This window comes from Rhizobium sp. RU33A (assembly GCF_900156055.1).
Taxonomy (GTDB): domain Bacteria; phylum Pseudomonadota; class Alphaproteobacteria; order Rhizobiales; family Rhizobiaceae; genus Allorhizobium.
Map to the genome: position 1 here is coordinate 1,217,730 of NZ_FTMQ01000001.1, position 26,997 is coordinate 1,244,726.

General features: G+C 62.1%; 23 protein-coding genes and 1 tRNA gene. 6 read left to right on the top strand and 18 right to left on the bottom strand.

The features are described 5' to 3' along the window. Positions 1 to 4: 4 nt before the first annotated feature. The 7 genes from BW978_RS05875 to BW978_RS05905 form a co-directional block, all read right to left on the bottom strand. Positions 5 to 1,318 (bottom strand): DUF6005 family protein, encoded by a 1,314-nt coding sequence (locus BW978_RS05875; protein ID WP_076393020.1) that lies wholly within the window; start codon positions 1,316 to 1,318, stop codon positions 5 to 7. Further along, a complete protein-coding gene (locus tag BW978_RS05880; protein ID WP_076393022.1) occupies positions 1,315 to 2,583 on the bottom strand; it encodes an AMP-binding protein in 1,269 nt (422 codons plus the stop codon). Before BW978_RS05880 ends, BW978_RS05875 begins: the two co-directional genes overlap by 4 nt. Then, complete coding sequence (locus tag BW978_RS05885) at positions 2,580 to 4,304, bottom strand: IucA/IucC family protein (protein ID WP_076393024.1); 1,725 nt, start codon at positions 4,302 to 4,304, stop codon at positions 2,580 to 2,582. Before BW978_RS05885 ends, BW978_RS05880 begins: the two co-directional genes overlap by 4 nt. After that, positions 4,288 to 6,090, bottom strand: a complete 1,803-nt coding sequence (locus tag BW978_RS05890; RefSeq protein WP_244551891.1) for an IucA/IucC family protein — start codon at positions 6,088 to 6,090, stop codon at positions 4,288 to 4,290. Before BW978_RS05890 ends, BW978_RS05885 begins: the two co-directional genes overlap by 17 nt. Positions 6,091 to 6,237: 147 nt before the next feature. Further along, entirely contained in the window at positions 6,238 to 8,532 is a 2,295-nt protein-coding gene (locus BW978_RS05895) for a TonB-dependent receptor (RefSeq protein ID WP_076393026.1), read from the bottom strand. A gap of 140 nt (positions 8,533 to 8,672) precedes the next feature. Next, entirely contained in the window at positions 8,673 to 9,680 is a 1,008-nt protein-coding gene (locus BW978_RS05900) for a FecR family protein (RefSeq protein WP_076393028.1), read from the bottom strand. 172 nt (positions 9,681 to 9,852) lie between these two features. Continuing rightward, complete coding sequence (locus BW978_RS05905) at positions 9,853 to 10,368, bottom strand: sigma-70 family RNA polymerase sigma factor (protein ID WP_076393030.1); 516 nt, start codon at positions 10,366 to 10,368, stop codon at positions 9,853 to 9,855. A 275-nt stretch (positions 10,369 to 10,643) separates the two neighbouring features. Here BW978_RS05905 and BW978_RS05910 point away from each other — a divergent pair, with 275 nt between their 5' ends. Together BW978_RS05910 and BW978_RS05915 are read left to right on the top strand one after the other, a co-directional pair. Beyond that, the gene (locus BW978_RS05910; RefSeq protein ID WP_076393262.1) at positions 10,644 to 11,567 is read left to right on the top strand and encodes a fatty acid desaturase; all 924 of its coding nucleotides are present in this window, start codon (positions 10,644 to 10,646) and stop codon (positions 11,565 to 11,567) included. 35 nt (positions 11,568 to 11,602) lie between these two features. Then, complete coding sequence (locus tag BW978_RS05915; RefSeq protein WP_076393032.1) at positions 11,603 to 12,391, top strand: phosphate/phosphite/phosphonate ABC transporter substrate-binding protein; 789 nt, start codon at positions 11,603 to 11,605, stop codon at positions 12,389 to 12,391. Positions 12,392 to 12,409: 18 nt separating this feature from the next. Here BW978_RS05915 and BW978_RS05920 read toward each other — a convergent pair whose 3' ends face one another. Further along, on the bottom strand, positions 12,410 to 13,582 hold the full coding sequence (locus BW978_RS05920; RefSeq protein ID WP_076393034.1) for a GGDEF domain-containing protein: 1,173 nt from the start codon (positions 13,580 to 13,582) through the stop codon (positions 12,410 to 12,412). Between the two features lie 246 nt (positions 13,583 to 13,828). On the opposite strand from BW978_RS05920, the gene BW978_RS05925 reads away from it, so the two are divergent. Next, positions 13,829 to 14,512 (top strand): helix-turn-helix transcriptional regulator, encoded by a 684-nt coding sequence (locus tag BW978_RS05925; protein ID WP_076393264.1) that lies wholly within the window; start codon positions 13,829 to 13,831, stop codon positions 14,510 to 14,512. 17 nt (positions 14,513 to 14,529) lie between these two features. Here BW978_RS05925 and BW978_RS05930 read toward each other — a convergent pair whose 3' ends face one another. From BW978_RS05930 to BW978_RS05940, 3 genes are all read right to left on the bottom strand, one after another. After that, positions 14,530 to 16,308 carry a flagellin N-terminal helical domain-containing protein gene (locus BW978_RS05930; protein WP_076393036.1) on the bottom strand — a complete coding sequence of 593 codons (1,779 nt, stop codon included), beginning with the start codon at positions 16,306 to 16,308 and terminating at the stop codon, positions 14,530 to 14,532. Positions 16,309 to 16,468: 160 nt separating this feature from the next. After that, positions 16,469 to 16,729 (bottom strand): hypothetical protein, encoded by a 261-nt coding sequence (locus BW978_RS05935; RefSeq protein ID WP_040300825.1) that lies wholly within the window; start codon positions 16,727 to 16,729, stop codon positions 16,469 to 16,471. A gap of 446 nt (positions 16,730 to 17,175) precedes the next feature. Next, positions 17,176 to 17,595 (bottom strand): hypothetical protein, encoded by a 420-nt coding sequence (locus BW978_RS05940; protein ID WP_076393038.1) that lies wholly within the window; start codon positions 17,593 to 17,595, stop codon positions 17,176 to 17,178. A 322-nt stretch (positions 17,596 to 17,917) separates the two neighbouring features. Here BW978_RS05940 and BW978_RS05945 point away from each other — a divergent pair. Together BW978_RS05945 and BW978_RS05950 are read left to right on the top strand one after the other, a co-directional pair. Continuing rightward, positions 17,918 to 17,994 (top strand) — tRNA-Pro (locus BW978_RS05945). A gap of 287 nt (positions 17,995 to 18,281) precedes the next feature. Continuing rightward, entirely contained in the window at positions 18,282 to 19,322 is a 1,041-nt protein-coding gene (locus BW978_RS05950; RefSeq protein ID WP_076393040.1) for a LacI family DNA-binding transcriptional regulator, read from the top strand. Between the two features lie 39 nt (positions 19,323 to 19,361). Here BW978_RS05950 and BW978_RS05955 read toward each other — a convergent pair whose 3' ends face one another. The 5 genes from BW978_RS05955 to BW978_RS05975 all read right to left on the bottom strand — a co-directional run bounded on the left by BW978_RS05955 (position 19,362) and on the right by BW978_RS05975 (position 25,636). After that, complete coding sequence (locus tag BW978_RS05955) at positions 19,362 to 21,053, bottom strand: methyl-accepting chemotaxis protein (protein WP_076393042.1); 1,692 nt, start codon at positions 21,051 to 21,053, stop codon at positions 19,362 to 19,364. A 273-nt stretch (positions 21,054 to 21,326) separates the two neighbouring features. Further along, on the bottom strand, positions 21,327 to 22,205 hold the full coding sequence (locus tag BW978_RS05960) for a MerR family transcriptional regulator (RefSeq protein WP_076393044.1): 879 nt from the start codon (positions 22,203 to 22,205) through the stop codon (positions 21,327 to 21,329). 173 nt (positions 22,206 to 22,378) lie between these two features. Further along, entirely contained in the window at positions 22,379 to 23,857 is a 1,479-nt protein-coding gene (cysN, locus tag BW978_RS05965; protein WP_076393046.1) for a sulfate adenylyltransferase subunit CysN, read from the bottom strand. A 1-nt stretch (position 23,858) separates the two neighbouring features. Continuing rightward, positions 23,859 to 24,815: a sulfate adenylyltransferase subunit CysD gene (gene cysD / locus BW978_RS05970; RefSeq protein WP_076393266.1), complete on the bottom strand. Its 957-nt coding sequence runs from the start codon at positions 24,813 to 24,815 to the stop codon at positions 23,859 to 23,861. A gap of 74 nt (positions 24,816 to 24,889) precedes the next feature. Continuing rightward, on the bottom strand, positions 24,890 to 25,636 hold the full coding sequence (locus BW978_RS05975; RefSeq protein WP_076393048.1) for a phosphoadenylyl-sulfate reductase: 747 nt from the start codon (positions 25,634 to 25,636) through the stop codon (positions 24,890 to 24,892). Positions 25,637 to 25,858: 222 nt separating this feature from the next. On the opposite strand from BW978_RS05975, the gene BW978_RS05985 reads away from it, so the two are divergent. Next, on the top strand, positions 25,859 to 26,290 hold the full coding sequence (locus BW978_RS05985; protein WP_076393052.1) for an RrF2 family transcriptional regulator: 432 nt from the start codon (positions 25,859 to 25,861) through the stop codon (positions 26,288 to 26,290). 93 nt (positions 26,291 to 26,383) lie between these two features. Here BW978_RS05985 and BW978_RS05990 read toward each other — a convergent pair whose 3' ends face one another. Continuing rightward, positions 26,384 to 26,632 (bottom strand): hypothetical protein, encoded by a 249-nt coding sequence (locus BW978_RS05990; RefSeq protein ID WP_076393054.1) that lies wholly within the window; start codon positions 26,630 to 26,632, stop codon positions 26,384 to 26,386. Between the two features lie 122 nt (positions 26,633 to 26,754). Continuing rightward, positions 26,755 to 26,997 (bottom strand): hypothetical protein (locus tag BW978_RS05995; RefSeq protein ID WP_083697498.1); only part of this gene is annotated, 243 nt, incomplete at its 5' end.

Consider the following 26,997-nt stretch of genomic DNA (forward strand, 5'->3'; position numbering starts at 1 on the left):
TGGATCAGCCCAGCGCTTTGAGGCGCGGCGCCGCAGTGTCTTGAAAGCCGGCACTCCAGGCGTCGAAGGCAGCGCCCAGCCGGGTCTTGATGGAGGTTTCGAAGTGGTCTGCCCGGTCGAGCCTACGCGTCACGTCCTCGATCAGCCGCCGGTCGCCGGTCTGGGCGAGCTTCATTGCGGCGAAATGGATGTTCTTAAGCTCCTGATGCAGCGCCTCGATCTCAGTGCACCAGTGCTCGAACTCGCTGTTGGCGAGCTTCGCCGCCCGCCAGATGAAGGCAAAGCCATGTTCATAGGCATATTTGCGGATGGCGAGCACCGGCAGTTCGCGAAGCCCTGATGTCAGGTCTTGAAGCGTCAGCCCGTCGCGCCCCTCGACATGGGCGGCGAGGATCGACCTCAGCGCATCGATCAGCGGATTGCGGTCGCGGATCAGGCATTCATTCAGATAGGCCGCGACATCGGCATCGGCAGCCGGCTGGAAGGCGGCGCGATCGAAATGATAGCCGCCAGCGACGGACGGCTGGGCAATCGCGTTCAGCACCTTCGCGCGTTCGATCGGTCCTTCCCAGCGATAGTCGGGGTCGCGGATGAACCAGACATCCGGGTCTTCGGTCATTTCCGGCATCAGGTAATGCGGAAAGGGGTTCTGGTTGAACTTGTTCTCCCGCTCCGGCAGGTGGAAGAGGTCGAGCATCACCATCACGCCCTCGGTTTCCCGCCGCTTTTCGAGCAGATCGAGGAAGGTCGCGATGTTCTCGTCCTTGGAGCGGGAATGGTCGTACCAGGGCGTCACGGGCGCGCGGTAGAGCCGCTCGAACCAGAGACGGAAGGGCTCATGGCTGACAGTCGCGTCGTGATAGAGCAGCTCGTGGCGCGGGCTGATCCCGAAGGGCGCGTCCCAGATGCCGAAATAGAAGGGCCGGTGGTCGATGCCGCGCCGCTTCAAGCCGTCGCACAGGCAGCTGACAAAGCAATGCACCTTGATGTCGTAATAGTCCTCGCCATGCACCCCGCCTTCGAATTCCGGCATGGGTTCTGCGACAGGTTCGAGCTCGGCGGCGGTCGTTTCTTCCTCGGGCAGGAAGAGATCGGCGAGATCGGTGATAGTCACCACATCCTTTCGGCTGATCACGGCATCATCGACCATCAACCCGTGTTCGAGCTCGAGATTGAGGAAGATCTGCAGGATCAGAACGGAATCGAGATAGAGGTCCTGGTTGAGCCGCGCCGTGGGAGAAAACGCCTCCATATGCCGATGCTGCATGGGGCCGGCCAGTACCTGGGCGATGGCGTCGATGATGTCGCTTCGGGTCACGAGGCGCGCTCCTTCTGATCGTTGAATTCTCCGTCCAAAAAGCGCCTGGCGATCTCGCAGCGGCTGATCTTGCCGTTCGCCTGGCGCGGCACCTCGGCCACCTGCACGAGATGCATCGGCACCTGATGCGGTTGCAAGGCGGCAATCAGCCGCTCGCGCAGCTCTGACGACGGCATGATCCGGTTCGCTGAATAGACAAGCGCCACCCGCTCGCCGGCAAAACTGTCGGGCACGCGGAAGGCCACCGCATCGGTGACATCGTCGATGGCAATCGCCTGGTCTTCGACATCGCGGGGATAGACGTTGAGGCCTGAGACATTCACCGTGTCATCGAGCCGCGAGATGAAGACCAGCATGCCATCGGCTTTGACATAGCCGAGATCCCTAGTCTCGATCCTGGTGATCCCATCCAGCACGATCTCGACCGGCGCATCCGCGCTGCCGCCGTCAGCCAGCGAGAAACGCGGCAGAATGCGGCCCATATCGGCGGGATGGGTGAGGTCGCTGTTGATCGCAACGCAGCCGGCTTCCGAGCAGCCATATTGCTGGTAGAAACGCTCGGCCTTGGCGCGAATGGTGGAAAACCAGCTCTCCGGCAACAGCGTGCCCGAGGTCATGATCGCATGCACCTTTTCGCCTGATGGCAGGAGCCGCGCCAGTGTGTGCAGCATGGCCGGCGAGGAATAGAGGATTGGTCGCTCGGTTTCGCGCAGCAGTTTGATCAAATGTTTAGGATTGGCGGTGTTCACCACATGCGGCACGCGCCCCCGTTTCAAGCCGACCAGAAGCCCGCAGATCAGCCCATAGGAATGGGTGGTCGGGCAGGCGACGACGGGCGTCATGTCCTGGGGCTCGCGGAAGAAGCTGACATAATCTTCCAGTTCCCGTTCGATATCGTCCCATCCGCGCGCCACGCATTTTGCAGCCCCCGTGGTGCCCGAGCTCATCTGCAACAGCCGCCCGCGCGGGCTCTCGTCGTCTGGCTCGCCCAGCCATTCGGCAGTGGTTCCGCCATGATAAAGCCGGTGGCAGTCCGCCTCCTTGGCAAGTTTCCGGGCAGTCGCCAGCGGTGTGCCGGGCAGAAGCGGCAGGATGCTTGCCCCGAGCCGCTTGATGGCGAAGAAGGCCGAAAGCCAGTCGATGGTTTCGGGCAGGCAGACGGCGACGCTGAGGCGCGGGTCCGCTATCCCGGTTGCGGCCAGAAAGGTCTCACCCTTGGCGTCGATCTCGGTCTGGCTATGGAAGGTCCCGTCGATCAGGATCATGGCTGGTCGCTCCTTTCTCTGAGCCCAAGTGGATTGGGCACCCGGTGGCGATAGAGGTTGCGGTCGCGGAAAAGCTTGCGCGACAGCAGCGATTCCGTCGAAATTTCCGGCTGGTCATGGGCGAAAAGCGCAAGCCGCGTCTTGTCGGGATAGTGCTCGCCGTACCTGTCGAGCAGTTCGCTCACGAGGTCCCAGAAGGCCTGTTCGGACAGACCATAGGCCGTCTCGATCAACAGCGAGACCTCCGTCAGGCAGTAGATGAACAGGCAGTCCATCACCAGTTCGCGCAGCTCGTTGGCATGGTCGGTCCAGTAATAGGCATCCGACGGCGCCCCGTCATAAACGGGGTCGATGGCCGCGAAATCCGGCAGGTCCTCCGGGTGGCGCAGAAGTGCCGGGCAGAATTCGACGCTCTCGTGGAAATCGCGCAGGATCAGCCGCTCCGGCCAGCCGTTGCGCAGGACGAGGATCATGTTCTGCCCATGCGCCTCAAGTGCTACGCCGTGATGCACCATCAGATACCAGACCGGCAGGATCGTCACCTCCAGCATCCGGTGCAGCCAGGGCAGGAGCCCGTGCCGCGCGATGAAGGGTGCGATGAACGGCTTGCCGTCCTCCTCCAGCATCATCAGCGCGTTGAAGGGCACCGCCTGTTCGCCGGGCAGGAGTTTCGGGCTCTCGCGCAGCATCACCCCGAGCTTGCCGTCGAGCGCGCCATCCGCATCGACGCGGATACCGGCATATTCCTGCAGGATGTCGAGCGAATAGCGGCGGCGGAACACCTCATCCCCTTCCACCAGCCCCGCCAGCCAGCGGCTGAGATGCGGTGCCGTCACGATCGAATGCGGCTCCAGCACGCGCATCGAGGAGGTGTTGACGATGTCGAGCGGCAGTTTGACATGCGCGCGGGTGGGATCGGCATGGTTGACCAGCGTCCGGATCGATTGCGTCGCCCGGTAGGGATTGCCGTTTTCGCCAAGTGAGGCCACGCGTCCGTCGGCGATCCAGTCGGCCAGCAACCCGTCCTTCAGATGCCGCCACTGCCAGGGGTGCAGAGGGATAAGCGCATGGCTGTCGAGCGAGACGCCCTTGCGCTTCATCCGCGAGAACAGCCGGGCCGCATGTGCCTCGCCCAGTTCGTTCTGCCAGAAGGTTTCCACGGCAGTCGGCAGGGCCTCGCGCACATGGTCTCGCGCCACCGCCAGCCAGTGGAGCCGGAAGGGACGACCGGCTTCCGGTCCGAAGAGCGCGTTGTCTTCCATGTTGAAGCCGGTCCGCGACTTGAAGCACGGATGATAGGGATGCGCCTCGGAAAGCGCACAATCGAGCCAGTCGAAGGAGAGCGACCGGCGGTCATATGGTTGGGGCAGGGTGCAGTCCTGCTCCAGAAACACGATCGTGCTTTGCAATTCCTTCAGCAGCGTTAGTCGTGCGGCTGCAGGCGCCGGCAGCAGATCGACCACGGCGTCCAGCCTGCCCTCGGTCCAGGCCCGCGTTTCCGGGCAGCGAAGCTGAAGCGAGCCCGGCGCCATGCGTGGGCGGCCGAACGGCCCCTGATGCAGCCGTGCGCGCGCCTCGCCGGTGCCGATGGCAAGCTGCGACATGCCGTCATTGGCGCCGGCATCGGCAACCCGTGCGATCCCCTCGAAGAGGAGCGCCAAGACGAGCTGCCGGACCACGCGTTCTTCCGGCTGTCCGGGACGATCAAGAGGCAAAGGCATCGGCAAGCCTTAAAGTCTGGATATGGGCCGGATGCAGCGGGTTCGGCATCTCGCGATAAAGCGAAGCGCCGGCTCCGCCCTCCAGCTCGTCGATACCGGCAACGCGCACGCCGAGATTGGCCTTGGTGGTGATCGTGCTGTCGTCGAGCAGGTGCCGCGTGAAATTCAAGCCGCTGCCGCACAGCGCGTCAGTGAGCCGCGTGAGATGGTCGCGCAGCAGGGCCAACAGATCAGCCTCGTCGGCGAGCCCTTCCGCAGCCATCCGATGGATCACGGCAAAGACCTGATTGACGATGAGGTAGTAGCCGAAGCGGCGGCGGATCTCGGCATCGGGATAGAAGAGATCGGCAATCCGGGCGAGGTCCGGCAGGGTCCTGGTGAGCGCCGGCCGGTGCGTCTCCGAGAGATAGAAGCCCTGGCTGTCGCGGTAGACGACCCTGGACGGCCAGCCCTGGGACACATCGACCAGCATGTTCTGCTGATGCGCTTCGAGCGCGATGCCGGTCTCGTCGTAAAGACGGACAAGCGCGCTCACGGCGCAGTCGAGATAGCGATCGAACCAGTGCCGCGCCGCCTCGGGTTTCGACATGCCGGCCTGATCCGCACAACGTTCGACCAAGGCCGAGAGCCGCTGGCGGCGGCCGGGCAGGGCAGGTCCGGTGAGCGCGGCGAGACTGACCACGCCTTCGCCCTTCTCGCCGCGATAGGGGTTTTCGCGGAAGATCACCTCGAAGCCGCTTTCCGTCTCACCGGGCAGGGCAAGGGTGAGATAGGCGGGATCGCGAAGGAAGCCGAGCTTCGGCAGCCGTGCTTCAAGGTCGAGCAGATCGACCAGCCGTGCCATGGCCACTCCTGCTTCGAGTTCATGGGCGCGGTTGAGTCTCAGAGAATTGGTGATCTGCACTGGCAGCGAAAATTTCAGCATCCAGTCGCAGTCGTCAGAGGCGACGGTGCGCACCGATGACGTGGCCGTGAAGTGCACGCCACCGCTGCCGAGAAGCCGCAGCCGGCCCGCCTCGATCAGGGCCTGGATCCGGGGTTCGAGGAGCAGCGCCTCGGCCTGCAGCGGATGCATCGGCAAGAGCATGTCGTCGTCGGCGAGAGAGATGCGCTCCATGAGATCGCCGGCCATCTGCCGCACCATGTCATCGAGGTCGCTGGCGACCGAGCGGCTGCGCACGATGGCGCGTGGGGCGGCAAAATAGGTGAGCGCGAAACGACCGCCACCCTCCGGCGCATAGATGGCCGACTGCCAATCGCTCATGCCGCTCAAGCTCTTCGGCGTCGGATGCATCCAGTGACCAAAGGCGAGCGATTGTTCGCTTTCAAGAAAGGCTTGCGGCCGGTTGTCGAGCTGGCGGGTCGCCGCCTGGTCCGCGAGACCTGCAATCCGGGCGCAGCTCTGCAGCGTCCGGAGCATCAGTTCGAGCCCGGCACCCGGACGACCACTATCCCCGGTCTTTTCGGTAAGATCCTGCACCAGGCATTGCACCGCCCAGAGTGGATCGATCGGCTGCCAGCTGCTTTCGCCCGGATGACGGCTGAAGATTGGCCCGAAAGCCTTTGGTCCCACCCGGCTGTCCGTTGATACGACGGCGCGCAGATGCAGTCGCTGGGCCGACAGATACCAGTCGAGGCAGCGCCGCTCACAGCCATCGAGTGCCATGCAGCCCGCACATCCGGCGTCGACTTCCCGGATGTAGCAATTGGCGAAGCTCTGGAATGTGGCAGCAGCCGCGATCCCATGCGGATCGGGCCTGGCCGGAACACGGGCGCGCATGGTCATGGCTGCTCCCCGCCCTGTCTGGGGCATGAGCCGCGCAGTCCGTGACGGTCATTCCGCCTGGAAGCTTTGTCACGCATTCAGCCTGTCCTCGTCACTCGATACGCTCGCCGCACCGCGCTGCCTTCCCGGCGCGATGCAGTCTTGTTGTTAGAAGGTCGCCTTGACGGAGAGAAGGAAGCTTCGCCCCTTCTCGTGAAGCGGCGTCACATTGCCGAATTCCTGGCCGTAGGTTGCTCGGCTCGCATAGGTCTCGTTCAAGAGGTTCTGCACCTCCGCGCGAAACGTCATGTGCGGCAATTGCTCGGGTTTCCATTCGCCATAGAGGTTCACGACCTCGTAGGATCGGTAGGTCGCATCGCCGGAGCTGTATTCCGGCGCTATCTCGACATCGCCGCCGATGGTCAGACCCCAATCGGCAAAGCTATGGCCAGCCGAGAGCACGATGATGTCGCCGACAGGCGTGGTCAGGTAATTGCCGGTATCGGAATCCGCCGGACGGCCGTCGATCTCGGCGTCGACATGCGCATACTTCAGCTTGATGAAACCGTCGATCCAGTCGTAGCCCGCCGCAAGCTCGAAGCCATCGGTCTCCACCTCGTAGTTCTGGTTGGCGAGCGCCACCGCAAATTTGGCAACGCGCGCATTGTGGATGCGGCTGCGGAAAAGGCTCGCTTCCGCCGTGAAGCCATCGTGATGGAATTCGAGACCGGCCATCAGGTTGTCGGCGGTCGTCACCTCCGGCCCTGCCGCGCCATAGGACCAGCCGGGGTTCATGATGAAGGCTTCCGCCAGCGGAATGCCCGCCCAGACATGCGAGGCGCCGGCTTTTGCCGTGAGAAAGCGCGTGAGGTCGTATTCGATCGCGGCATTGCCGCTGAGGCCGGCATGGCGCCACGCCTGGCCGGTGGTGCCTTCGAACCACTGCCGGTCAGCCCGCCCGCCGAAGGACAGCCGCGTTGCCTCGAAGGGTTCGAGACGGGCCTGGGCATAGACCCCGATGTTCCGGGCAGTCTCCGCCGCGTCCTCCGCGTTGCGTGCGGTGTCGAGCTCGATCCGGTCGCTGTAGAAATCGAGACCGGCAACCAGATCGCCATTCTCCAGCGCGAACCTGTTCTGCAGGCGTCCGTTCAGGCTTCCGCTTGCGCCCCGGCCCGCATAGGAAGCCGGGTTGCCGCTGCCGTCATCGAAGTAAACAGGCGTTTCGACCGCGCTGTGACTATAGGCCAGACGCACCAACGGGTCCCACCAGCCCTCCGGCGCGGTGTCGTTATAGGTGAAGACGGTATTGTCCCGGTTGAGCTTGTAGTTTCTGTAGCGAGGTTCCCAGCTGCGGCCGGTGGTGACCACGCTGGCATTGGCGCGGAATGGCCGTGCCGCATCGTCGCGGATCCGCTCGTGGCTGATCTCGAAACGCTCGCCGCGCTCGGCTTCGTAGGCGACCTTGCCAAGCCCGCTCAAGAGGTTGGTCGCAGTGCCGCGGACCTCCTCGCCATCGCCGGCCTGGTAGTTCTCGCCCCTGCCATAGTTCAGGAAACCGAGGAACTCGAACCCGTCCTGCAACGCCCAGCCGCCGAGCCCGGTGGTGAAGGTCTCGGCGTTGCTGTCATAGGTCTCCGCTACCAGTCCGCCGAAACCATCCGCGGAGAGCAGATCCTTCACAGTCCGGGTCTCATAGGCGATCGAACCAGTGAGTGCACCGGGCCCCGCATGGGCCGGCGCAATGCCGGCGTCGATGGTGACGCTGCGCAACAGCGCCGGGTCGATCAGGTTGGTGGCATTGTGGTGGAAGACGCGGTTGTTCTGCCGGCTGCCGTCGATGGTCACGGCAAGCGTCGTCTCTTCGAGGCCGTTGACGAAGACCTTCTGCGACGTCGCGATCGAGCTTCCGACGCTGACGCCCGCCGTGTCGCGGAAGACATCGGCGATGTCGGACGGATTGCGCGCTGCAAGCGCTTCGGCATCCACAGTGACTGAGCTGACGCCGCCTTGGATACGTCGATCCGTGACCTTGATCTCGTCGATCACCGTCGAACCATCGGTCGCGGAGCCATCGCCGGGCATGGCGTGCGACGTGGCGCCGATGACGACGACGCCATCCTCGATACGATGGGCAAGTCCGGTGCCGGTCAGCAGCTGCGCGAGCGCCGTTTCCATCGTCAGAGCGCCGGAGACGGCGGCCGAGCGTGTGTCGCGGGCAAGTTCCGCCGCGAGCGACACCTGCAGACCGGACTGCTGCCCGAACGCGCGCAGTGCATTTGCAAGCGGCTGTGCCGGAATGTCATAGGCCCTTGTCATCTCGCCACCAGCCGCCGTCTGCGCCGCGACCGGCAGGCTGGAGGCCCCCGCCAGAAGCGAAAGCGCGCAAGCCGTCCCCGTCAGCCGGCGGCGCCACGCCGCGCTGATCAAGGCGTCCTGCTTCGCGGGCAGTCTCGTCGAACGCATACTCATTCCCATGCAGAAACCGATCTGGGCTCTGCTTAGATGAAAATACGAGTAATTCAGACAAGTTTTTCAGTGCCGTCCGAATTTTTTGCGTCGGGCATGCGTTCCTCTGCTCAAGAATTTGATATTAAACGCAAAAATTATCGGCTTGAGACTATCCGCAGATAGGGAGAGGCCTTGCGGACCTGCAGGCCGAAGGGTGCGACAAGCGCCATCAGCGCCTTGTCGGGGTCGCTGAGGTCATAGAGGCCGGTCACTCTGAGAGCGGCAATGTCGCTCTCGGGCATGACGATCCAGCCGGAATGCTGGCGCTGGATAAGTGCCATGACGTCGCCCAGTGGCTGGTCGGTGACGGCAAGCTGACCCGTCCGCCAGAGCGCGATGTCGGCGGGGGCGACTTGGCCGCGCTCCGCCTTGCCATCGGCACGTTCGATGGTCACGACGTCCCCGGGCTGGAGCGTCAGTTCGGTGCGGTCTTCTGCCGCCTCTGGCGTCAGAGCGATCGCCCCATGTGCCAGTTCCACCCGCGTGCCGTGACCGGTATCGCGCACGCTGAAGGCCGTGCCGAGCACGCGGACCGATGCATCCGGCGTCGCAACGACGAAGGGGCGGGCGGTATCGCGTTCGACCTCGAAAAAGGCCTCGCCGGAGAGGAGCCGGACGTCCCGCGCACCTGCGTCGAAGTCCTCGGCCAGCGCCGTTTCAGGGGCGAGCGTCACCTTCGATCCATCGGCCAGCGTCACGATCTGCGTCTCGCCGGCCCCGGTGCGGAAATCCGCCTCGAGGCGCATCTGGAGGGTAGGAGCAACGAGAACGGCGACCAGTGCTGCAGACATCAAGCTGGCAGAGACGATACCGAGGCTGCGGCGCGAGAACCGCCAGCCTTGAGGGTGAGCGGATCGGGTTGGAGCGGCATCGATGGCCGGCAAGGCGGGTTCAGGCGCGGCAGTCGGAATGTCGCCCAGCGCCCCCCAGGTGCGACAGATCCGGGCCCAGGCTCCGGCATGGGCCTCAGAGGCCTCCAGCCAGTCTTCCCAGGCCGCGATCACCGCCGCATCGGTCGGTGCCTCGTTGAGGCGCATCAGCCAGTCCGTCGCCTCTTCGAGAAGCCGCTCCTGCTGCTGCTGTGGATGATCCGTGACGCTCACCGGCCGACCGTTCCCTGACTGCTGCGTTCCTGTCTCGCCACGACGGCAGGCGATCCGACGCCTCCGCACGACATGGCAGCGCCTATCTCACACGTCTCCGTGCCTATTGAAGATACGATCGACGCCCTGGTTTTTTTCATATTTCCGCCGGCATTTTTCCCTGTCGCCTCCATCAATGGCTCGCCCGATCCATGGAGAGGGCGATCTTGACCATGCCGCTGCGGATCAGCCGATGGGCGGTCGCAACCGAAATCCCGAGTTCGCCCGCAATCGCCTCCAGCGTCCAGCCTTCGATGCGGTAGAGTTCGATCGCCCGGCGGGCATCGGGGGCTAGCCCCTCCAGCGCCTCACGGGCCACGCGGGCCTGGTCGGCAAAAAGCACCGTCTCCTCCGGTGTGCCCGGATCCTGCGGCAGGATCCAGAAGGGCGGATCGACATCGCGCCCGCGCGTCTCGACATTGCGCCGCTTCAGCTGGTCGAAGGCGAGATTGCGCACGATGCTGTAGAGATAAGCGAGGATCTGCCGCGGCGCATAGCCGACGCCATCCTCCGGCTTCAGGCGCAGAAAGGCATCCTGCACGATGTCTTCCGCCTGATCACGCGAGCCCAGGAGCCGGGCGGCATAGCTCACCAGGGCCGTTCTGTTCTCGAGGAAAACCTCAAGATGGCTCTTGGTTTCTGCAGCCATGGGGCGTTCGATGCACCGGATTAAAATCTGAGTGTGGAATGAAGCTTTCGCTTATCCCATTCACCAGATGGTTTCAATCGCGGGAGATGTCGGGATGCGGTTGAATTGCCTGCACCCCATCAACGGAGGGGCTCGCCGAGGCTGGATCTGCATTTTTTGCCGATTTCCGCCGCTTTATGATCATTTCGCGGCATTTTCTGCCGCTTTTACTCTATCAGGCCCGCAAGCTCACAGTTAGTCTGAACGTCCATAGGGGATTCGTCTATGGGGACTGCATGGCACATCTTGCCGAGGGTGAGATCGCAATACCGCGCATTGCGCGCATCGAATGGCCGACCGTCGCATTGGCCTTTTTGATCTACGGGGGATTTTTCGCCCTCACATATTTCTGGCGCGACATTCCGCTTCTGATCCTCGTGCCTTTGGGGGCCTGGCTGATCGCTTGGCACGGGTCGCTGCAGCATGAGGTGATCCACCATCATCCGACCCGCCACGACCTGATCAATGATGCGATCGGCGTCCCGCCGATTTCGCTGTGGCTGCCCTACCATGTCTACAAGCAAAGCCATCTCGCCCATCACCGCGACGAGCATCTGACCGATCCGATCGAAGATCCGGAATCCTACTATTTCACCCGCGCAGATTGGGACCGTTTCGGTTGGGCTGGTCGCACGCTGTGGGAGTTCAATCTGACCCTGATCGGCCGCCTGACGGTTGGCCCGGCCATCATCCTCGCCTCCTTCCTCTGGCATGAGGCGATCAAGGTGATCCGCGGCGAGGGCGACAGCCGACGCCTCTGGGCCTGGCATGGTGTCGGTGTGGCCATCGTGCTCTGGTGGGTGCTCGTTGTCTGCGACATGCCTTTCCTGCTCTTCTTCTTCGGCTTCGTCTATTGCGGCACGGCGCTGTCTCGTCTGCGCTCCTATGCCGAACACCGCTTTGCCGACAATCATGAGGAGCGCACGGCGATCGTCGAGAGAAGCCCGCTCTTCGGCCTGCTCTTCCTCTACAACAACCTGCATGTGTTGCATCACCGCGTGCCGGCGCTGCCCTGGTACATGCTGCCCGGCATCTATGAGCGGCACCGCGATTTTCTCGTGCGGCTGAACGGTGGTCTGGTCTATCGCGGCTATTTCGATGTCGCGCGCCGCTTCCTCTTCCGGCAGCATGACCGCCCCACCCATCCGAGGCACTCCTGACCGCGGCCCCTGACACCAGGCTCGCGAGCCTTCGGATGTATGTCGCGCCATCCGTGGTGGTTGAGGCGCAGCGCGCGTTCTGGGCCTTCCTGCGCGACCATCTGCAAAGCAAAGGCATGGTCGGCCTGCCCGAGATCCTGGATGAGATCTTGCCCCACCACGAGGCCTGGCTCGATCCGCGCCTCGTCCTTGCTCAGACCTGCGGCTTCCCCTTCGTCAAACATCTGAAGAGCAGGGTCCGCCTCGTCGCCACCCCGGTCTACGAGGCCCCGGGCTGCTCCGGCGCTGACATGTGCAGTTTCATCATCGCCAGAGAGAAGGACGCACCGGCAAACCTTGCCGCTTGCCGGGGGCTGAGGGCTGCGATCAACGAAACCGGCAGCAATTCCGGCTACAATCTCCTGCGCGCTGCAATCGCTCCTCATGCCGGTGGTCGCGCCTTCTTCACTGACATCCTCGAGACCGGCGGCCATCTCGCCAGCATTGAGGCTGTTCGCAGTGGTGAGGCCGATCTCGCCGCAATCGACTGCATCACCTATGATCTCCTGCGCCGCCAAGCGCCGGAACGGATCGAAGGGCTTGTCATCCTCACTGAAACCCCGCGCGGCCCCAATCTGCCCTTCATCACCAGGCTGTCTGCCTCGGATCATGAGATCGCATCGCTACGGGCCGCGTTGAAAGCCGCCATCGACGCACCCGAACTCGCCGATGCCCGCGCAATCCTCGGCCTTAAGGACGTGACCGTTCGGGACGATAGCGCTTACGACATCCTGCTCGCACATGAACAGGCGGCGATCGCTGCGGGCTATCCGGATCTGCGTTGACCCAAGCCATGAGGCGGCTCAGGCGGGAGCCAATCCCGATGCGCGCAAATCGGTCAGCTCACCGGCCTCTAAAACCCGATTGCGACCCGCAGCCTTGGCTGCGTAAAGCGCCCGATCCGCCCGTGCGATGGCGGCATGCGGATCGGTTTCATCCGGACGGATCCGATCGATTCCGATGCTGACGGTGACAGGCCGGACAAGACCGAAGAACCGCCATTCCTTCTCCGACACCGTTTCCCGGATCCGCTCTCCCGATGCGCGCGCCTTCGCAACGGACGTGCCTGGCATAAACACCACATACTCCTCCCCGCCGAAACGCGCGGCAACGGCGTTCGCATCCGTGACCTGACGCAAGATATCGGCAACAGCCGAGATGACAGCATCGCCGGTGGCATGACCAAGCGTATCGTTGATCTGCTTGAAGTGGTCGATATCGCAGACCAGGACGGCACCCTCGTGCAATCCGGATCCGCTGACCTCGCTCAGCGCCGTCTCAAAGCCGCGACGGTTGAGCAGACCCGTCATCGGGTCCCGCTCCGCAGCTTGCCGATGGCGTTCCATCGCAGAGACGCCGCTCGCCACCAGTGCTGAGAAGGGGAAGGTCATGCAGATGGTGATCGTCGTGATGTGCACCGCAAGATTGTAGGCGGAGTCGACGAAATCGGCGAAGTCGTCGCTGGCATCGCCATAAAAGAAGAAGAAATAGACCGCACGCGCCACCGTATCGATGAAGGCGAGCCCGATCGACGCGAGGAGGATCTTGTCGACGCTGCGCCGTGCTCTTGGGATCGCCATGGTGAGTGCCAGCCCGATAAGACACGCGAAGGCGATATCGGTCAGGAAGATCTGGGAACGCAGGCTTTCCAGGATGAAGATGCAGTAGACCAGAAGAAGCGTATAGACCGCGACAAACCAGCGGCGTTCGCGGTCGAATGACGGTGCCTGGAAATGCTCGAACACGGCGCTGCTGTAGCAATAGGCGGCACCGATGAAGATCATGCCGGTGGCAAAGGCGTCGAAGATCGGTTCAATCGGAAAGGTGCTGAGCGAGAAACCGAGGGCAGTCTGGCCAAATCCGGCGCCCCACTGCCAGTTGGTCACAATCTTCTGTCGCCATAGAACGATAAAGGTGACGGCAACCAGACCGAAGAGGACTGGAGGAACATAGATGATGACCGAACTTTCCCCCACTGCTGCCCCGCAAAATCCATTAGTTTCAATTAAAACCGTTTTCTCCCGCTTATGGTTAAGGATGGTTGAATTCGCTTGCGAATGAGCGACAAAAGTGATGGCCATCACGCCCTCAATTCGAGATCTGCCACCTGGCTCAACTTCCCGGTGAGGACGGTTGTATTTTTGAGGCTGGCACATTCGAAGATTGCCGGTTTCGACTTTGGGCTGTACCAGGATGTGTCACTTGATTCATGTTTTGAGTTCATGGCCCGCGTAGCACCCTTCTCTGTCGTTGTCGGCCGCATGCTCGACGCCTGGATCAAGACATCGCCGGAACGGCCCGTCCGGGCCGAGGACGTCTATCGCGGCGTCCTGGATCTGCTGTCCATCAAGATGCGCCTGACCGTGTTCGAGGTGACGGGTCCGGATCCGCTCGACTGGTACATGCGCACCGTTCGCCATTCCGGCTTCACGTCCCGCATCATCAACATCAACGGCCTCTTCAGCGACTGTCGTGTCGGCGACTTCAAGGACCGCGCCTATATGGAGCGGTCGGTCATCCCGCGTCTGAAGGAAGTGGTCGAGCGACAGCAGCCTGCAACCGAACTGGTCAAGACGCGCCTGCTCGGGGTCAGCCTTGGCTATGATCGCATCCTTCTGCCCCAGAAGAATGCCAACGGGTCGCAATGGGTGATTTCCTCATCCTATGCGCAATTCCTGCTCGGCCAACCGCAAGCCCGCGAGACGCTGGACACGTCCGATGAGGCGATCGTCCAGCTTCTGATTGAGGGCTCCACGGCCAAGGAAATCGCCGTCCTGCTTGGCCTGTCGCATCGTACGGTCGAGCACAGGCTGGATAAAATGAAGCAGCGTTTTGGCGCGCGCAACACCGTGCATCTCGTGGCCATGCTGATCGCCGCGCATATCGACCGGTCGGCGCTAAGCTGATCACGAGCGGTGCTGCCTCAGCGGAAGAGCTGAGCCAGCATGTCCGGTGCGGTGTTGGAAATCGAAAGCGCCTGCACCGCCAGTTGCTGCTGGGTCTGCAGCGCCTTTAGCCTGGTCGATTCCTCATTCATGTCGGCATCGACAAGGCGGCCGATACCGCTGTCGATGTTTGACGCGAGCCGCGCGGCAAACTCCGCCTGCATGTCGATGCGTGTCTGAAGCGCACCCAGCGTTGCGGCCGCATCCACGACGCGTGCCGTCGCCTTGTCCATGTAGTCGATATAGGTCCGCACCATGTTCGGGTTCTGCACGATGTCGATCTCGAGGAAGTTGAGCGTCGGGATCGGTTCGTGGCTGACGTTGATATTGCTGAAGCCGATGCGCGTGCCGCCGCCGGCTTTTCGGTCAGCCAGGGGATCAAGAACCATTGAAACGCTGGATCCGGCTTCGCTGATGATCACATCCGGCCAATCAGCTTGAAGCAGAGAGCTGAGCAGCGTCACCATTTCGGTGGCGTTTGACACAGTGCCATCCGTCTTGCCGAGCAGGTTGTTCACATAGGTCCGGTCGAAAGAATAGCTTTTGGGGGGCTGATAATTGACCGAGAAATCGAAGCTGACCTCGATACCATCGGGATCCTCGCCATCACGGAAGACTTCAAAGCTCGTGAAGGGGATGGTCATCTGTGAGCCACGCGGTGCCTGGGCGAAATCGTTAGTTAGGCCGTGCGACCCGGACGAAACTTGGGAGGTCAGGTTACTGATCTCGATATAGGAGCCGTCGAGGCCGGAGCTTTCGTCAGTCATGATCCAGTATTCATCCGGACGGCTGCCGTTCGGGTACCAAGAACCATAATACACCCCGGAGGAAGCGCCAGTGTTTGCGAGTGAAAGAGCTTGATCCAAGGCTTGTGCAAAGCCCCGATAGTCGGCAATCACGCCATTCCAACTTGGGAAATGCGTGTCAAGGAACGCTTTGTCGATGGTCACGCCCACGGTTGTCTTGCCAGGGTCGTAAGGCGCCGCGATGCCGTGCGACGGCTCATCCTTGTCGACCGTGACATTGAAGGTAATGGCATCTCCAGCCCCACTAAGGTCCAGAGGGCCTGAGAACACACGATCCCCAAGTCTTGCATTCGTGGAACCATCCCACTCAGGGCGCCAGACCTCCGTCCCGTCGCCGAAGCTCGCCAGATAACGCATCATGCCAATCCGATTGACGTCGCGGCCATCCCGCTGCAGCAGTCCCCCCTGCGTGCTGTTGAACAGCGAAATCTTCGACAGATCGACGCTCATGGTCTTCGTCGCAACCCCGCCGCTGGCGTCGCGCACGAAGGAAGAGATGACCTGCGTCTTGTTGATGTCGACGTCATACATGTCGGCGATATCCGTGGTCAGCCAGTTCTGCCCCGAAAAGCTGGCGGACTCGGCAATCGACTTCACCTGATCCTTCATCTGGTCCAGTTCTGCCTGGACCTTCGCCTTGTCGACGCCCTCTTCGGTCGCCGCCACCAGGCGCGCCTGAAATTCCGTGAGCACGTCGATCACAGAGGTCATGCCGGCATAGGCCGTATCAACCTTCGCTGCCCCCAGCCCCAGCGCGTCCGCTGCCGCAGAGATCGCCATGCTGTCGGATCGCATGGTGGTCGAGATCGACCAATAGGCGGCATTGTCGGCCGCTGCTGCGACGCGCAGTCCGGAGCCGACGCGCTCCTGGGTTCCCTGGAGGTCGGAGGCAAGACTTCTGAGGGTCTGCAAGGCTGTGATGGCCGAAAAATTGGTGAGGATGCTCGTCATGGAAAAGGATCGCCTGAAAAGAGAGCGCAGAAGTCATTCACAAGAAATGACCGTCGCGATCTTTATGGTTTCGAAATCCTTAACGCCTTGGTGAAGGCGTCTCCGTAGAAATACGGACCTGTCGCGCTTTAACGTCTCCCCAGATCGAGAGGGGTGAACCTCAAAGCTTCACCTTCACCGGGCGCCAGACGATGGTCTCCGGCGTGCGGTCGTAAGGGTTGTCCATCAGGGTGATCTTGCAGTTGCGCGTGTCGCACTGCTTGCAGCGGAACTTGAGCGAGAACGGGTCACGGCCGTGGCCGTAGAAGCTGGCGAGATCCTTGGCCAGAAACCGACCCTGGTTCTGACATTCACGGCAGGTGGCAACCACCAGCATGTTATGGCGAAGCGCTTTTCCGAGGGTATCGATCGTCTGGGTCATGACAGTGATCATGAACAAAACAAGAACATCGTCAAGTGCGCAGATGATCACGAAACGCTGCTGCCCCTGGTTTTCAAGGATTTTTGCAAGGGAGCGGAGCCCCGCGGAAGCAGCTTTCCCGTCCCGTGCTAGGTCACTGAAAATTAACCATAAATTCTACCGTTTGTAAGGTAACTGTTAACCTTGATCTCCCTATAAAGGAGGCGCTTCCACCAAGGTAGTGCGTCGCGAAGCGCTCGGTTTCTGTATTGCGTATCGGGGAGGGCGTCATCCACGGCGTCCTCCCGCGCACGCCATAGACCGGGTGTTCAGAGGGCATGAGGCCCCGGCGGCGATTGGTGCACAGCGACACGCTCGGAAGCCCGTCCGGTTTCATCGGACATGGAAAGAAAAAGCCTCCACGCCATGCTGGCGGGAGGCTTTTCCATTCCTAGAATGACACAAGATCAGCCTGCCGTCAGGAACTCCGCGCAATAGCTCTTTCCGCCATTTACGCCCGGACGATCAACGACCGTGCGAACGCTACGGATGATGTAGTCGGATGAGACCGTGAGCTGGACCTCGCAGCGCAGGTATTCGGTGCGCGCGCGGGTAAGAAGCTTGCCCCTCTTCCCGTCGCCGAGATCCTCGTATGTCGCCGGCACGACCCGGGTCTTGAAGCCACCGCGCCAGGTATAGAGTGTCGCCGCGCCGGAGGCCGCATCCGAGACGGGCGGTCCGAACTTGGCGAAGAAGGCACCGGCCTGCTGCCCGTTCCAGCGCGCCTCGATCTCGTTTTTCGGTGCTCCGCCCACCGTCGTGCAGCCTGCAACAGCCAGGCAAAGCGCTGCGATCATTCCGGTCGTCGTGCTTTTCAGCAAATTCATTGTCACTGTCCCCTGAACCCCATGAGGGCCGCCGTGCGCATCCGGCCCACACTTGCTTTACTGCGAAACCGCCACACGCGAAACGGTCGCGGCTGCTTCTGCCGTGCAATTTTTCCAAAGGTGACTTCCCCGCAACGCCGCGACGCAATCCTGCGATTGGCGATGCCCGACGCGTTGGCCACGCCTAGTCATCCGGGACTCTTATGGCAATGAATTCAGTTACATGCACTCCATGTCACGAAAACTTCAACTTTCTTCTGCCTTTTTGCGTTTCCCTGCTTGTGCAACGAAAATCGCTGGTCTATAGAAGCGCCGCTGGTCACGGAGTGTAGCGCAGTCTGGTAGCGCACCACGTTCGGGACGTGGGGGTCGAGTGTTCGAATCACTCCACTCCGACCAGTTTGATTTTCCCGAAATCACCCAAGCTTTCCCATAAGACATGTTGCACGACAAGGGTTTGCACAGCTGTCTTGCGTGGTATCTCCCGTCGGATCAAGTTGTATATCTTGCAAACAGTGGTAGTGGACACGCATCCCCGATTTCGCTTCCAGATGGGGATTACCTCTGCAAGTCGTTGCTGAGGAACGAAGATTAGGCTATCTTGAATTGTATTCGGCGAGGCGGGCGGGGGTGTCAGTCCGGCCGAGATTGCCACCATTGATTGCAATCGAACTGGTCGGGTGAGAATGATCCCAGGGACGAGACGACGTCGCCAGCGCCAGGACAAGGTGACCCTTTCCGATGTAGCGCAGAGGGCCGGGGTCAGCGCGATCACCGTCTCCCGGGCCTTGCGCGATCCCGAAAAGGTCTCGCCGCAACTGCGGGACACGATCCTGAGGGTTGTCGAGGAGATGGGCTACGTACCCGATCTCGCGGCCCGTGCCCTTGCCAGCAAGAACAGCGGTCTCGTTGGCGTGGTCTCGCCCGGCCTGACCAGCCACGCCTTCCTCGCCCTCATCCGCGGCATCGAGGACCGCGTTCGGCCCTCCGATCTGCGTATTCAATATGCCAGCGCAGACAGCGACAGCGAAGATCAGCTGCACCAGCTGCGCTTCTTCATGTCGCAGAACCCCGCTGGTCTCATCCATGTCGGCCAGATCGGCGATCCCGCGATCGACGATCTCCTGCGTCGCGCGCCGTGTCCCGTGGTCGAGATCATGGATATCAGCCGCCAGCCGACGGACATGGCGGTCGGGATCGACCACCGTCTGGCCGCCGAAACGGCAACCCGGCACCTGCTGGCGAAGGGCTACAGACGCATCGCCATGCTGGGTGGCGCCTGGGACTTTCGGGCCCGGCGCCGCCAGGAGGGGTTTCATGCCGTTCTGGAGGAGGCCGGGCTCTATGATCCGGCCCTTGTGCTCTCGATCGACAGCAGCACCAGCGTTGGCCTCGGCTGTCATTTGCTGGATCGGCTGAGAAACGAGTTTCCGGATGCCGATGCCGCCTTCTGCCACAATGACGACATTGCGCTCGGCGTGTTGTTCGAATGTCAGAGGCGCGGTCTCGGCGTGCCCGGTGATTTCGGCATCTGCGGATTCAACGATCTCGAATATGCCGGCTTTGCCTTCCCGGCAATCACGTCGGTGCGCGTGCCCCGCTATGAGATCGGCTACCGCGCCGTGGACATGATCATCCGCGCCTCCGGATCGGGCACCTATCCGGCAAAGGTCGTCGATCTCGGCTATCAGCTCGTGTCGCGGGGATCGACGGCCCGCGAGGGATGACACGAAATCATCCGTCGCGGGCGCGAGTGTCTGGATGCGTCAGGCGGCCCGGTTCATCCGGAAGGAAGCCGCACCGGACTGCTGGTTTCCGAGATTGAACTGCCCGATCATGCCGCGCAACTTCTCTGTTTCCGACGACAGCGTCGCGGCGGCAGCGCTGCTTTCCTCGACCATGGCCGCGTTCTGCTGGGTCATCTGGTCCATGCCGTTGACCGCACTGTTGACCTCCACCAGGCCAGACGACTGTTCGCGCGCTGCCGTCGAAATGGCAACGACATGGTCGTTGATCTCGACGATCAGCTGACTGATCGATTTCAGCGCTCCGCCGGTATCGCTGACCAGCTTGACGCCCGACGCCACCTCGCTTGTCGAGTTCTGGATAAGATCCTTGATCTCCTTGGCCGCCTTGGCAGAGCGTTGCGCCAGTTCCCGTACTTCCTGGGCAACGACGGCGAAGCCACGACCGGCCTCGCCGGCGCGGGCTGCCTCGACGCCGGCATTGAGCGCAAGCAGATTGGTCTGGAAGGCGATCTCGTCGATCACGCCAATGATGTTGGAGATCTTGGACGAGGAGTCTTCGATGCGGCTCATCGCGTCAACGGCATGCGCCACGACATCGCCCGACTTTTCGGCGCTCGCCTTGGCCGAACCGGCGACGGTTCGGGCCTCTTGCGCACGCTGGGCGGACGAGCCGACATTGGCGGTAATTTCCTCGAGCGCTGCGGCCGTTTCCTCAAGATTGGCCGCCTGGCTCTCTGTGCGCCGCGAGAGGTCGCCGACGCCCTGAGTGATTTCCCGTGTTCCCTGGCTGATCAGCTCGACGCTGGAGGAGATTTCCCGGAACGTGTCGCACAGCTGCGAAACCGATCGGTTGAGGTCATGGCGCAGGAATTCGAACTCGTCGGCAAACGGCTCGGTCAGCTGGAAGCCGAAGTCGCCGGAACAGAGCCGCTTCAGCGAATCGCCGAGCGAGCTCACGGTCCGGACGCGAGCGGTGACGTCGGTCGCGAATTTGACCACTTTCACCACCTTGCCATGGATGTCGAGGATCGGGTTGTAGGAGGCGGAGATGGTTACCTCCTTGCCCGACTTTGTGATCCGCTTGAATTCCGAGCTTTGATATCGGCCTTCGCGCAGGGCTTGCCAGAAAGACTTGTAGTCATTAGAGGCCACGAATTCCCGGTCGACAAACACGCTGTGATGCTTGCCCACCAGTTCAGGAAGCGAATAACCCATGAGGGTGAGGAAATTTTCATTGGCCCCGATGATCGTTCCATCGGTGGAAAATTCGATGATCGCCTGGGAGCGAGAGATCGCCGCAATCTGGGCCGCATAGTCGACATTCAGCAGGCGCGCCTTGGCGTCGGCCCATTCGACGACGAACCCGACGGTTTTAGCGCCCTGCTTCAAAGGTGTTACGAGCAGGTCGAACACCCGGTTGCCCACGGTGATCGTCGCGCTGTGGCGGTTCTTCAGCGCGGCCAGCATGTTGCGCTGATGCGAGGGGTTCTTGTGGAAGACGTCGATATTGCTGCCGATCAGGGTCGCAACGCTGAACTTCGGCAACTCCTTCTTCAGGTCGGTTTCGGCTTCCTTCAGCAGGTCCATGACCGCCGGATTCATATAGGTGATGTTGAGATTGGCGTCTGCTACCATGACGTTTGCCTGCAGCGCATCGAGCGCCAGGGTCTTGGCAACAATCTTTGCGTTTGAAAAGCCCGGAAGTCCCATGTGTCCTCCAATCGCCCAGCAGCCCCTCTGCTGGTTCCGCGAAAATCAGATGGAGGTAAAATGCATACAAAAAATAAACGAAGAGCTAAAATATGAACGCCTTGTCTATCTTTCATGCGAAATCTTGTAATGCCCGGTGCCACACTCCCTGAACCCGGGTCGGACGGGGCAGGGAGAGACAGGTCGGACGAAACGGCGACGAGCCACGTCGCTGCACTGCCGGGGACAAGGCGCCAAGAAGAGGGCAAACCCGGGTGAGAGGTGAGGCTACGCTCACTCGGCCTTCGGAAACGCCGGGGCTTCAGTTGCCAGAGCGTCCAGGAAAACATCCATGTTGGACATGAAGGAGACGCCGGCAATGGGAGCAAGGTTTGCATAGGCCGCGCCGCCGATCCAGATGTCGATATCGGGAGAGAGCGCCGACCGCAGCGCTTGCAGATGGCGTAGCAAAGCAGCCTTGCGGCCGGTAAGGGCGCTCAGGCAGACGCAGGACACCTCACGCCGATGGGCCGCGTCGGCGATTTCGCCGGCCGGCAGGCTGGCACCGAGAAACAGCGCATTCCACCCCCTCAGCCGCGCGAGCAGGGTCACGATCAACGCTCCGATATCGTGATCTTCCTTTTCCGGGGTGGTGGCCACAAGGCGCGGCGCATCCGGTGATGGCATCGGGCATCGGTCGAAAAGTCCACCGAGGATGCGCTTGATATGCGCCGTGGTCATATGCTCGGCTGCGATCGACACCGCGCCCTCGGCCCATTTCGAGCCGATTTCGCGCATCAGCGGCAACGCGGTGGCCCGAATGAATTGTTCGGGCGCTTCGGTTTCAGCGCGTGCCTGCAAGAGCGCCTGAAGGCGATCACTGTCCATCGACTGGACGGTGTCGATGATCTCCGACAGTGCCTGCCGCGCTGACAGCTCGTATTCGAGCCGCAACAATGCCTCGTTGGATAGGGGAATGAGCGAACTGATCCGATGGCCGCCATCGCTGCAGGACTTCAAAAGCCGCAGCCGCTCCACCTGTTCGCGCGTGTAGAAGCGCCGCCCCGTGGGACTGCGCTCCGTCGGCTCGAGCCCGTAGCGCCGTTCCCATGCATGCAGCAGAAGTTTCGAAATCCCACTCGTGGCAAGCGTTTCGGCTAGGCCGACCAACACTTCCCTCTCCTGCTGCCTGTTGCGATGCATGCCGGCCCCTAGCTGATTTGCAAGGTATATTAGCGTGGCATCTCAGGAAGGAAAGCGGCCTGGCAGCAGCGGCTTGAAACGCAAACGGCCCGCGCAAGGCGAGCCGTTCGATATCGGTGCGACCGTGTGGCCTGGTCTGCCGATCAACCGTCGATATCATCGAGCAACTGGCGTGCAGCGCTCGTCGTGACACGGCGTGTCTCCACCTCGTCGCGGCGGCTGGCCAGCAGTTCCGTCGCCAGAAGCTGCTCGGCAAGATCCGCCGGCAGCGACAGGATCACACGGCCGTCATGGGCGTTCAGCCCGCCGAGTTCTGTGCGCTTGGCGGTGATCATCCCGCCGGCCACCGTGTTGTTGGTGTCCGGATCGATCAGGATGAAGGCGCCCGTGCCGCGGTTCAGCTCGTAAGGGTCAAAGATCGCCGTCTCGTCAAAGGAAAGATGCACCTTGCCGATCGCGTTCATCTGCAGCATGTCGGCTGCCTGCCACTTGCCGGACTTGAGATCCAGCGCTTGCACCGGCTGCACCTGAACGCGCTGGCGCCGCGAGCCGGCTTTCAGCCAGTAGCGCTTGCCCGGCACGATGCCATCAGGTTGCAGGGCCACGATCTGCGCGTCAAAGGCAAGGCCCGTCTGCGGCTGGGCGTCGAGCGAAACGATCATGTCGCCGCGCGCCACATCCACCTGGCGGTCGAGCACCAGCGTGATCGCGTCTCCGGAAACGGCGGCATTACGCACCAGGTCGAAGGTGACGATCTGCTTGACGTTGGCCACTTGGCCGGATGGCAGGATGGCCACGCTGTCGCCGGGCTTCACCGCGCCGCCGGCCACCGTGCCCTGATAGCCTCGGAAGCTTTCGCCCGGACGCGAGACGCGCTGGACCGGCAGACGGAAACCGGTCGACTGGCCGGAGCGCAGCGTTGCCAGCTCTAGCGTCTCGACCAGCGTCGGGCCCTCATACCACGGGATCACCGACTGGCCGGAATAGACGACGTTCTCGCCCTTCAGCGCCGACATCGGGATCGCCGTTACCTGACGGACGCCGAGCGACAGCGCCAGCGCTTTGAAATCGGTGCTGATCTGGTCGAACACGGCGCGGTCATAACCCACGAGGTCGAACTTGTTGACCGCCAGCACGAACTGCTTGATGCCCATCAGCGAAGCAATGGTGGCATGGCGGCGGGTCTGTTCCAGCAGGCCGGCACGTGCATCGACGAGCAGGATGGCCAGATCCGCCGTCGAGGCACCGGTTGCCATGTTGCGGGTATACTGCTCGTGGCCGGGCGTATCGGCGACGATGAAGGAGCGGCGGTCGGTGGCGAAATAGCGATAGGCGACATCGATGGTGATTCCCTGTTCGCGCTCGGCCTGCAGACCGTCGAGCAGAAGCGCGAAATCGGGCAGGCCGAGATCGTTCTGTTGGCCGCTATCACGGCGCAGCGTGGCGGCCTGGTCTTCCTTGACCGCCTTGGTGTCCCAGAGCAGGCGGCCGATCAGCGTCGACTTGCCGTCATCGACGGAGCCGCAGGTGATGAGACGCAGCGGACGCGAATCGCGGATGACCGGGGCGGTGTCGGCGAGCGGAGCCTCGGAGGCGAGGGCGGTATTGGCTTGGGCGGTCATTTCAGAAATATCCTTCGCGCTTCTTCTTTTCCATCGATCCGGCCTGGTCGCGGTCAATGGCGCGGCCCTGGCGTTCGGAGACGGTGGCGATTTCGAGCTCGGCGATCACCTCGTCGAGGGTGGCGGCATGGGAGCGGATGCCGCCAGTCAGCGGCCAGCAACCGAGCGTACGGAAGCGAAGCATGCCTTCCTGGATCTGCTCACCCGGAAGCGCTTCGAAGCGCGGGTCTTCCGCCCACATCAGCATGCCATCGCGCTCCACGTATTTCTGCTTCTTGGCGTAGTAGAGCGGCGGCAGCTCGATGTTTTCGGCCTGGATGTAGCGCCAGATATCGACTTCGGTCCAGTTCGACAGCGGGAAGGCCCGCACGCTCTCGCCGCGGCGGATCATGCCGTTATAGATGTTCCAGAGTTCCGGGCGCTGGTTGCGCGGATCCCATTTGTGGTCAGGCGTGCGGAAGGAATAGATGCGTTCCTTGGCGCGGGAAGCCTCTTCGTCGCGGCGAGCGCCGCCAAAGGCCGCGTCATACTTGCCGGCGTCGAGCGCCTGGCGCAGCGCCTCCGTCTTCATCACATCGGTATGATAGGACGAGCCATGGCTGAACGGGCCGATGCCCTCGGTCTTGCCGCGCGGATTGGTGTGCACGATCAGGTCTAGATCGAACTTCTCCGCCGTCGCATTGCGAAACGCGATCATCTCCGGAAACTTCCAGCCGGTGTCGATGTGCAGCAGCGGGAAGGGCACGCGGCCGGGGAAGAAGGCCTTGCGCGCCAAGTGCAGCAGCACCGACGAATCCTTGCCGATCGAATAGAGCATGACCGGCTTTTCGAACTCGGCCGCCACTTCGCGGAAGATGTAGATCGCCTCGTTTTCAAGCGCCTTCAGATGTGGATCGAGCGGCGGCTTGGTGATCGGGTCCCGGGAGTGCGGATCGAATTCGGATGTATGGGTGTGCATGGTCTTCTTTTCTTTCACTGGGCTTGTCGCCCGAAATCTTTGTCTTCCTGTGCGCCTGATCTGCTTGGGAAGCGTCAGGCCGGCGTCGGGATTGCCGATGAAGCCGCCTCCGGCACATGCAGGCCGCATTCCCGCTTCTCGTCATTCTCCCACCACCAGCGGCCGGCGCGTTCCGGCTCGCCGGGCTTGATCGCCCGCGTACAGGGCTCACAGCCGATCGACGGATAGCCTCGGGCATGCAGCGGATTGACCGGCACGCTCTCGGCCTCGACGTAAGTGTTGATGTCGTCGAGCGACCAGTCGGCCAGCGGGTTCACCTTGATCAGGTCGCGCTCGGCGTCGTATTCGGCAAACGGGGTTGCTGCGCGGTTGCCGGACTGGGAGCGGCGCAAACCGGTGATCCAGAAGCGGGCACCGTCAAGCGCCTCCGCCAGGGGAACCAGCTTGCGCACATGACAGCAGGCATGGCGGGCTTCGAGGCTCTCGTAAAAGCCGTTCAACCCATACTTCGCCGCATAGGCATCTGTATCGTCGGGCTTGGGGTAGAAGCGCTTGATGGAGATCCCGAAACGCTCTTCGGTCTCGGCGATCAGGTCGACCGTTTCCTTGAAGAGCCGACCTGTCTCCAGTGTCGAGACGTCGATCGGAAGCCCGGCAAGGCCGATGGCGGCGGATATCACCTGATCCTCGATGCCGAGCGACGTGGTGAAGACGGCGCGGCCCTCGAGGGCTGAAACGATACGCAACCGGTCGGTGAGGTTTGCGGATGCCAGTTGCTGGTCCAGTGCCCTAGCCAGGTCTGCGGAGGTGTCGAAGGTCATGATAGGATCCCTGCTCAGTGCCGGCATTATCCGGCAAGAGCAGGAGGACGGACAGAAATCGACGTGCGCCGAGCCGCGAACAAAGAGCAAATATCTCTCTCGCAGAAAGATATCGCGGCAATTCGTGCCGCAGGGCCCAAATGACACGTGGAACGGCATGGCGAATTGCGCTATGGCCGGAGGCACGATTTCCGGGCCGGCCCTGGCGGACAATGACGATCGATGATCACACAGAAAGCCAAATATGCGCTGAGGGCGCTGACACTTCTCGCCCGTGCTGAGCCGGGTGAGCCGATCCAGATCCCTGATATCGCCGACCGACAAAAAATCCCGAGGAAATTCCTCGAGCAGATCATGCTCGACCTGAAACGCGGCGGCATGGTCGAAAGCCGGCGCGGCAAACAGGGCGGTTACCTCCTGCATCGGCCCGCGAGCGAGATCACCTATGGTGAAGTGCTCCGCCTGATCGACGGTCCCGTCGCGCCTTTGCCCTGCCTATCGCTGACGGCCTATCGCCGCTGCGAAGATTGCGATGGCGAAACCGATTGCGAGATCCGCCGCGTCTTCGCCCGCGTCGCCGATGAGACCCGCGCAGTGCTGCTATCGACGAGCCTTGCAGATGCAGCCGGTGAAGTCAGCGAACCTCCCCACTGAACGGGATCCGCCTCGGGTCCTTAACACCATCCATAAAACGCAAAAAAAAGGCCCCGGGACTGATGCCCCGAGGCCCACCACGCACCCTTGAGATTAGGAAGCGTTGGAAACCGTGCGGTTGACGAGGGTCACCGACTTGTCGGCATTGACCTTGTAAACTTCGCGAACGTCGCGACCGTCACCGTTTGCAAAAGTGTGGAAGAAGGTCGAACCGGCCGGAGCCTTTTCCAGCATGACATTGGCGTTGTCGTAGGTGATCGAGCCCGGGATCGGCTGGACGGAGGCGAAAGCGGCCGAACCGGCTGCGAGGGTGATCAGGGCGGCAGAGATGATGGTCTTCATGGTGATATTCCTTGTGTAGCGTTTGGGTTGGCGGCGACCCGGTTGGGGTAAGGGGAGAGGGGAACCGGGCCAGCCGCCGAAGGGTTGCGTCTTGGGAGGCGCGTTGATTGAGACGCTTCGGATTAGGAAGCGTTCGAAACCGTGCGGTTGACGAGGGTCACCGACTTGTCGGCATTGACCTTGTAAACTTCGCGAACGTCGCGGCCGTCACCGTTTGCAAAGGTGTGGAAGAAGGTCGAACCAGCCGGAGCCTTTTCCAGCATGACGTTTGCGTTGTCGTAGGTGATCGAGCCCGGGATCGGCTGGACGGAGGCGAAAGCGGCCGAACCGGCTGCGAGGGTGATCAGGGCGGCGGAGATGATGGT

Bases quoted from the DNA above. Each gene is read 5' to 3' on its own strand.
- BW978_RS05880 (WP_076393022.1), bottom strand. From the start codon at position 2,583: ATGATCCTGATCGACGGGACCTTCCATAGCCAGACCGAGATCGACGCC.
- BW978_RS05885 (WP_076393024.1), bottom strand. From the start codon at position 4,304: ATGCCTTTGCCTCTTGATCGTCCCGGACAGCCGGAAGAACGCGTGGTC.
- BW978_RS05890 (WP_244551891.1), bottom strand. From the start codon at position 6,090: ATGACCATGCGCGCCCGTGTTCCGGCCAGGCCCGATCCGCATGGGATC.
- BW978_RS05895 (WP_076393026.1), bottom strand. From the start codon at position 8,532: ATGCGTTCGACGAGACTGCCCGCGAAGCAGGACGCCTTGATCAGCGCG.
- BW978_RS05905 (WP_076393030.1), bottom strand. From the start codon at position 10,368: ATGGCTGCAGAAACCAAGAGCCATCTTGAGGTTTTCCTCGAGAACAGA.
- BW978_RS05910 (WP_076393262.1), top strand. From the start codon at position 10,644: ATGGCACATCTTGCCGAGGGTGAGATCGCAATACCGCGCATTGCGCGC.
- BW978_RS05915 (WP_076393032.1), top strand. From the start codon at position 11,603: ATGTATGTCGCGCCATCCGTGGTGGTTGAGGCGCAGCGCGCGTTCTGG.
- BW978_RS05925 (WP_076393264.1), top strand. From the start codon at position 13,829: ATGGCCCGCGTAGCACCCTTCTCTGTCGTTGTCGGCCGCATGCTCGAC.
- BW978_RS05930 (WP_076393036.1), bottom strand. From the start codon at position 16,308: ATGACGAGCATCCTCACCAATTTTTCGGCCATCACAGCCTTGCAGACC.
- BW978_RS05935 (WP_040300825.1), bottom strand. From the start codon at position 16,729: ATGACCCAGACGATCGATACCCTCGGAAAAGCGCTTCGCCATAACATG.
- BW978_RS05940 (WP_076393038.1), bottom strand. From the start codon at position 17,595: ATGAATTTGCTGAAAAGCACGACGACCGGAATGATCGCAGCGCTTTGC.
- BW978_RS05950 (WP_076393040.1), top strand. From the start codon at position 18,282: ATGATCCCAGGGACGAGACGACGTCGCCAGCGCCAGGACAAGGTGACC.
- BW978_RS05955 (WP_076393042.1), bottom strand. From the start codon at position 21,053: ATGGGACTTCCGGGCTTTTCAAACGCAAAGATTGTTGCCAAGACCCTG.
- cysN (WP_076393046.1), bottom strand. From the start codon at position 23,857: ATGACCGCCCAAGCCAATACCGCCCTCGCCTCCGAGGCTCCGCTCGCC.
- cysD (WP_076393266.1), bottom strand. From the start codon at position 24,815: ATGCACACCCATACATCCGAATTCGATCCGCACTCCCGGGACCCGATC.
- BW978_RS05975 (WP_076393048.1), bottom strand. From the start codon at position 25,636: ATGACCTTCGACACCTCCGCAGACCTGGCTAGGGCACTGGACCAGCAA.
- BW978_RS05985 (WP_076393052.1), top strand. From the start codon at position 25,859: ATGATCACACAGAAAGCCAAATATGCGCTGAGGGCGCTGACACTTCTC.
- BW978_RS05990 (WP_076393054.1), bottom strand. From the start codon at position 26,632: ATGAAGACCATCATCTCTGCCGCCCTGATCACCCTCGCAGCCGGTTCG.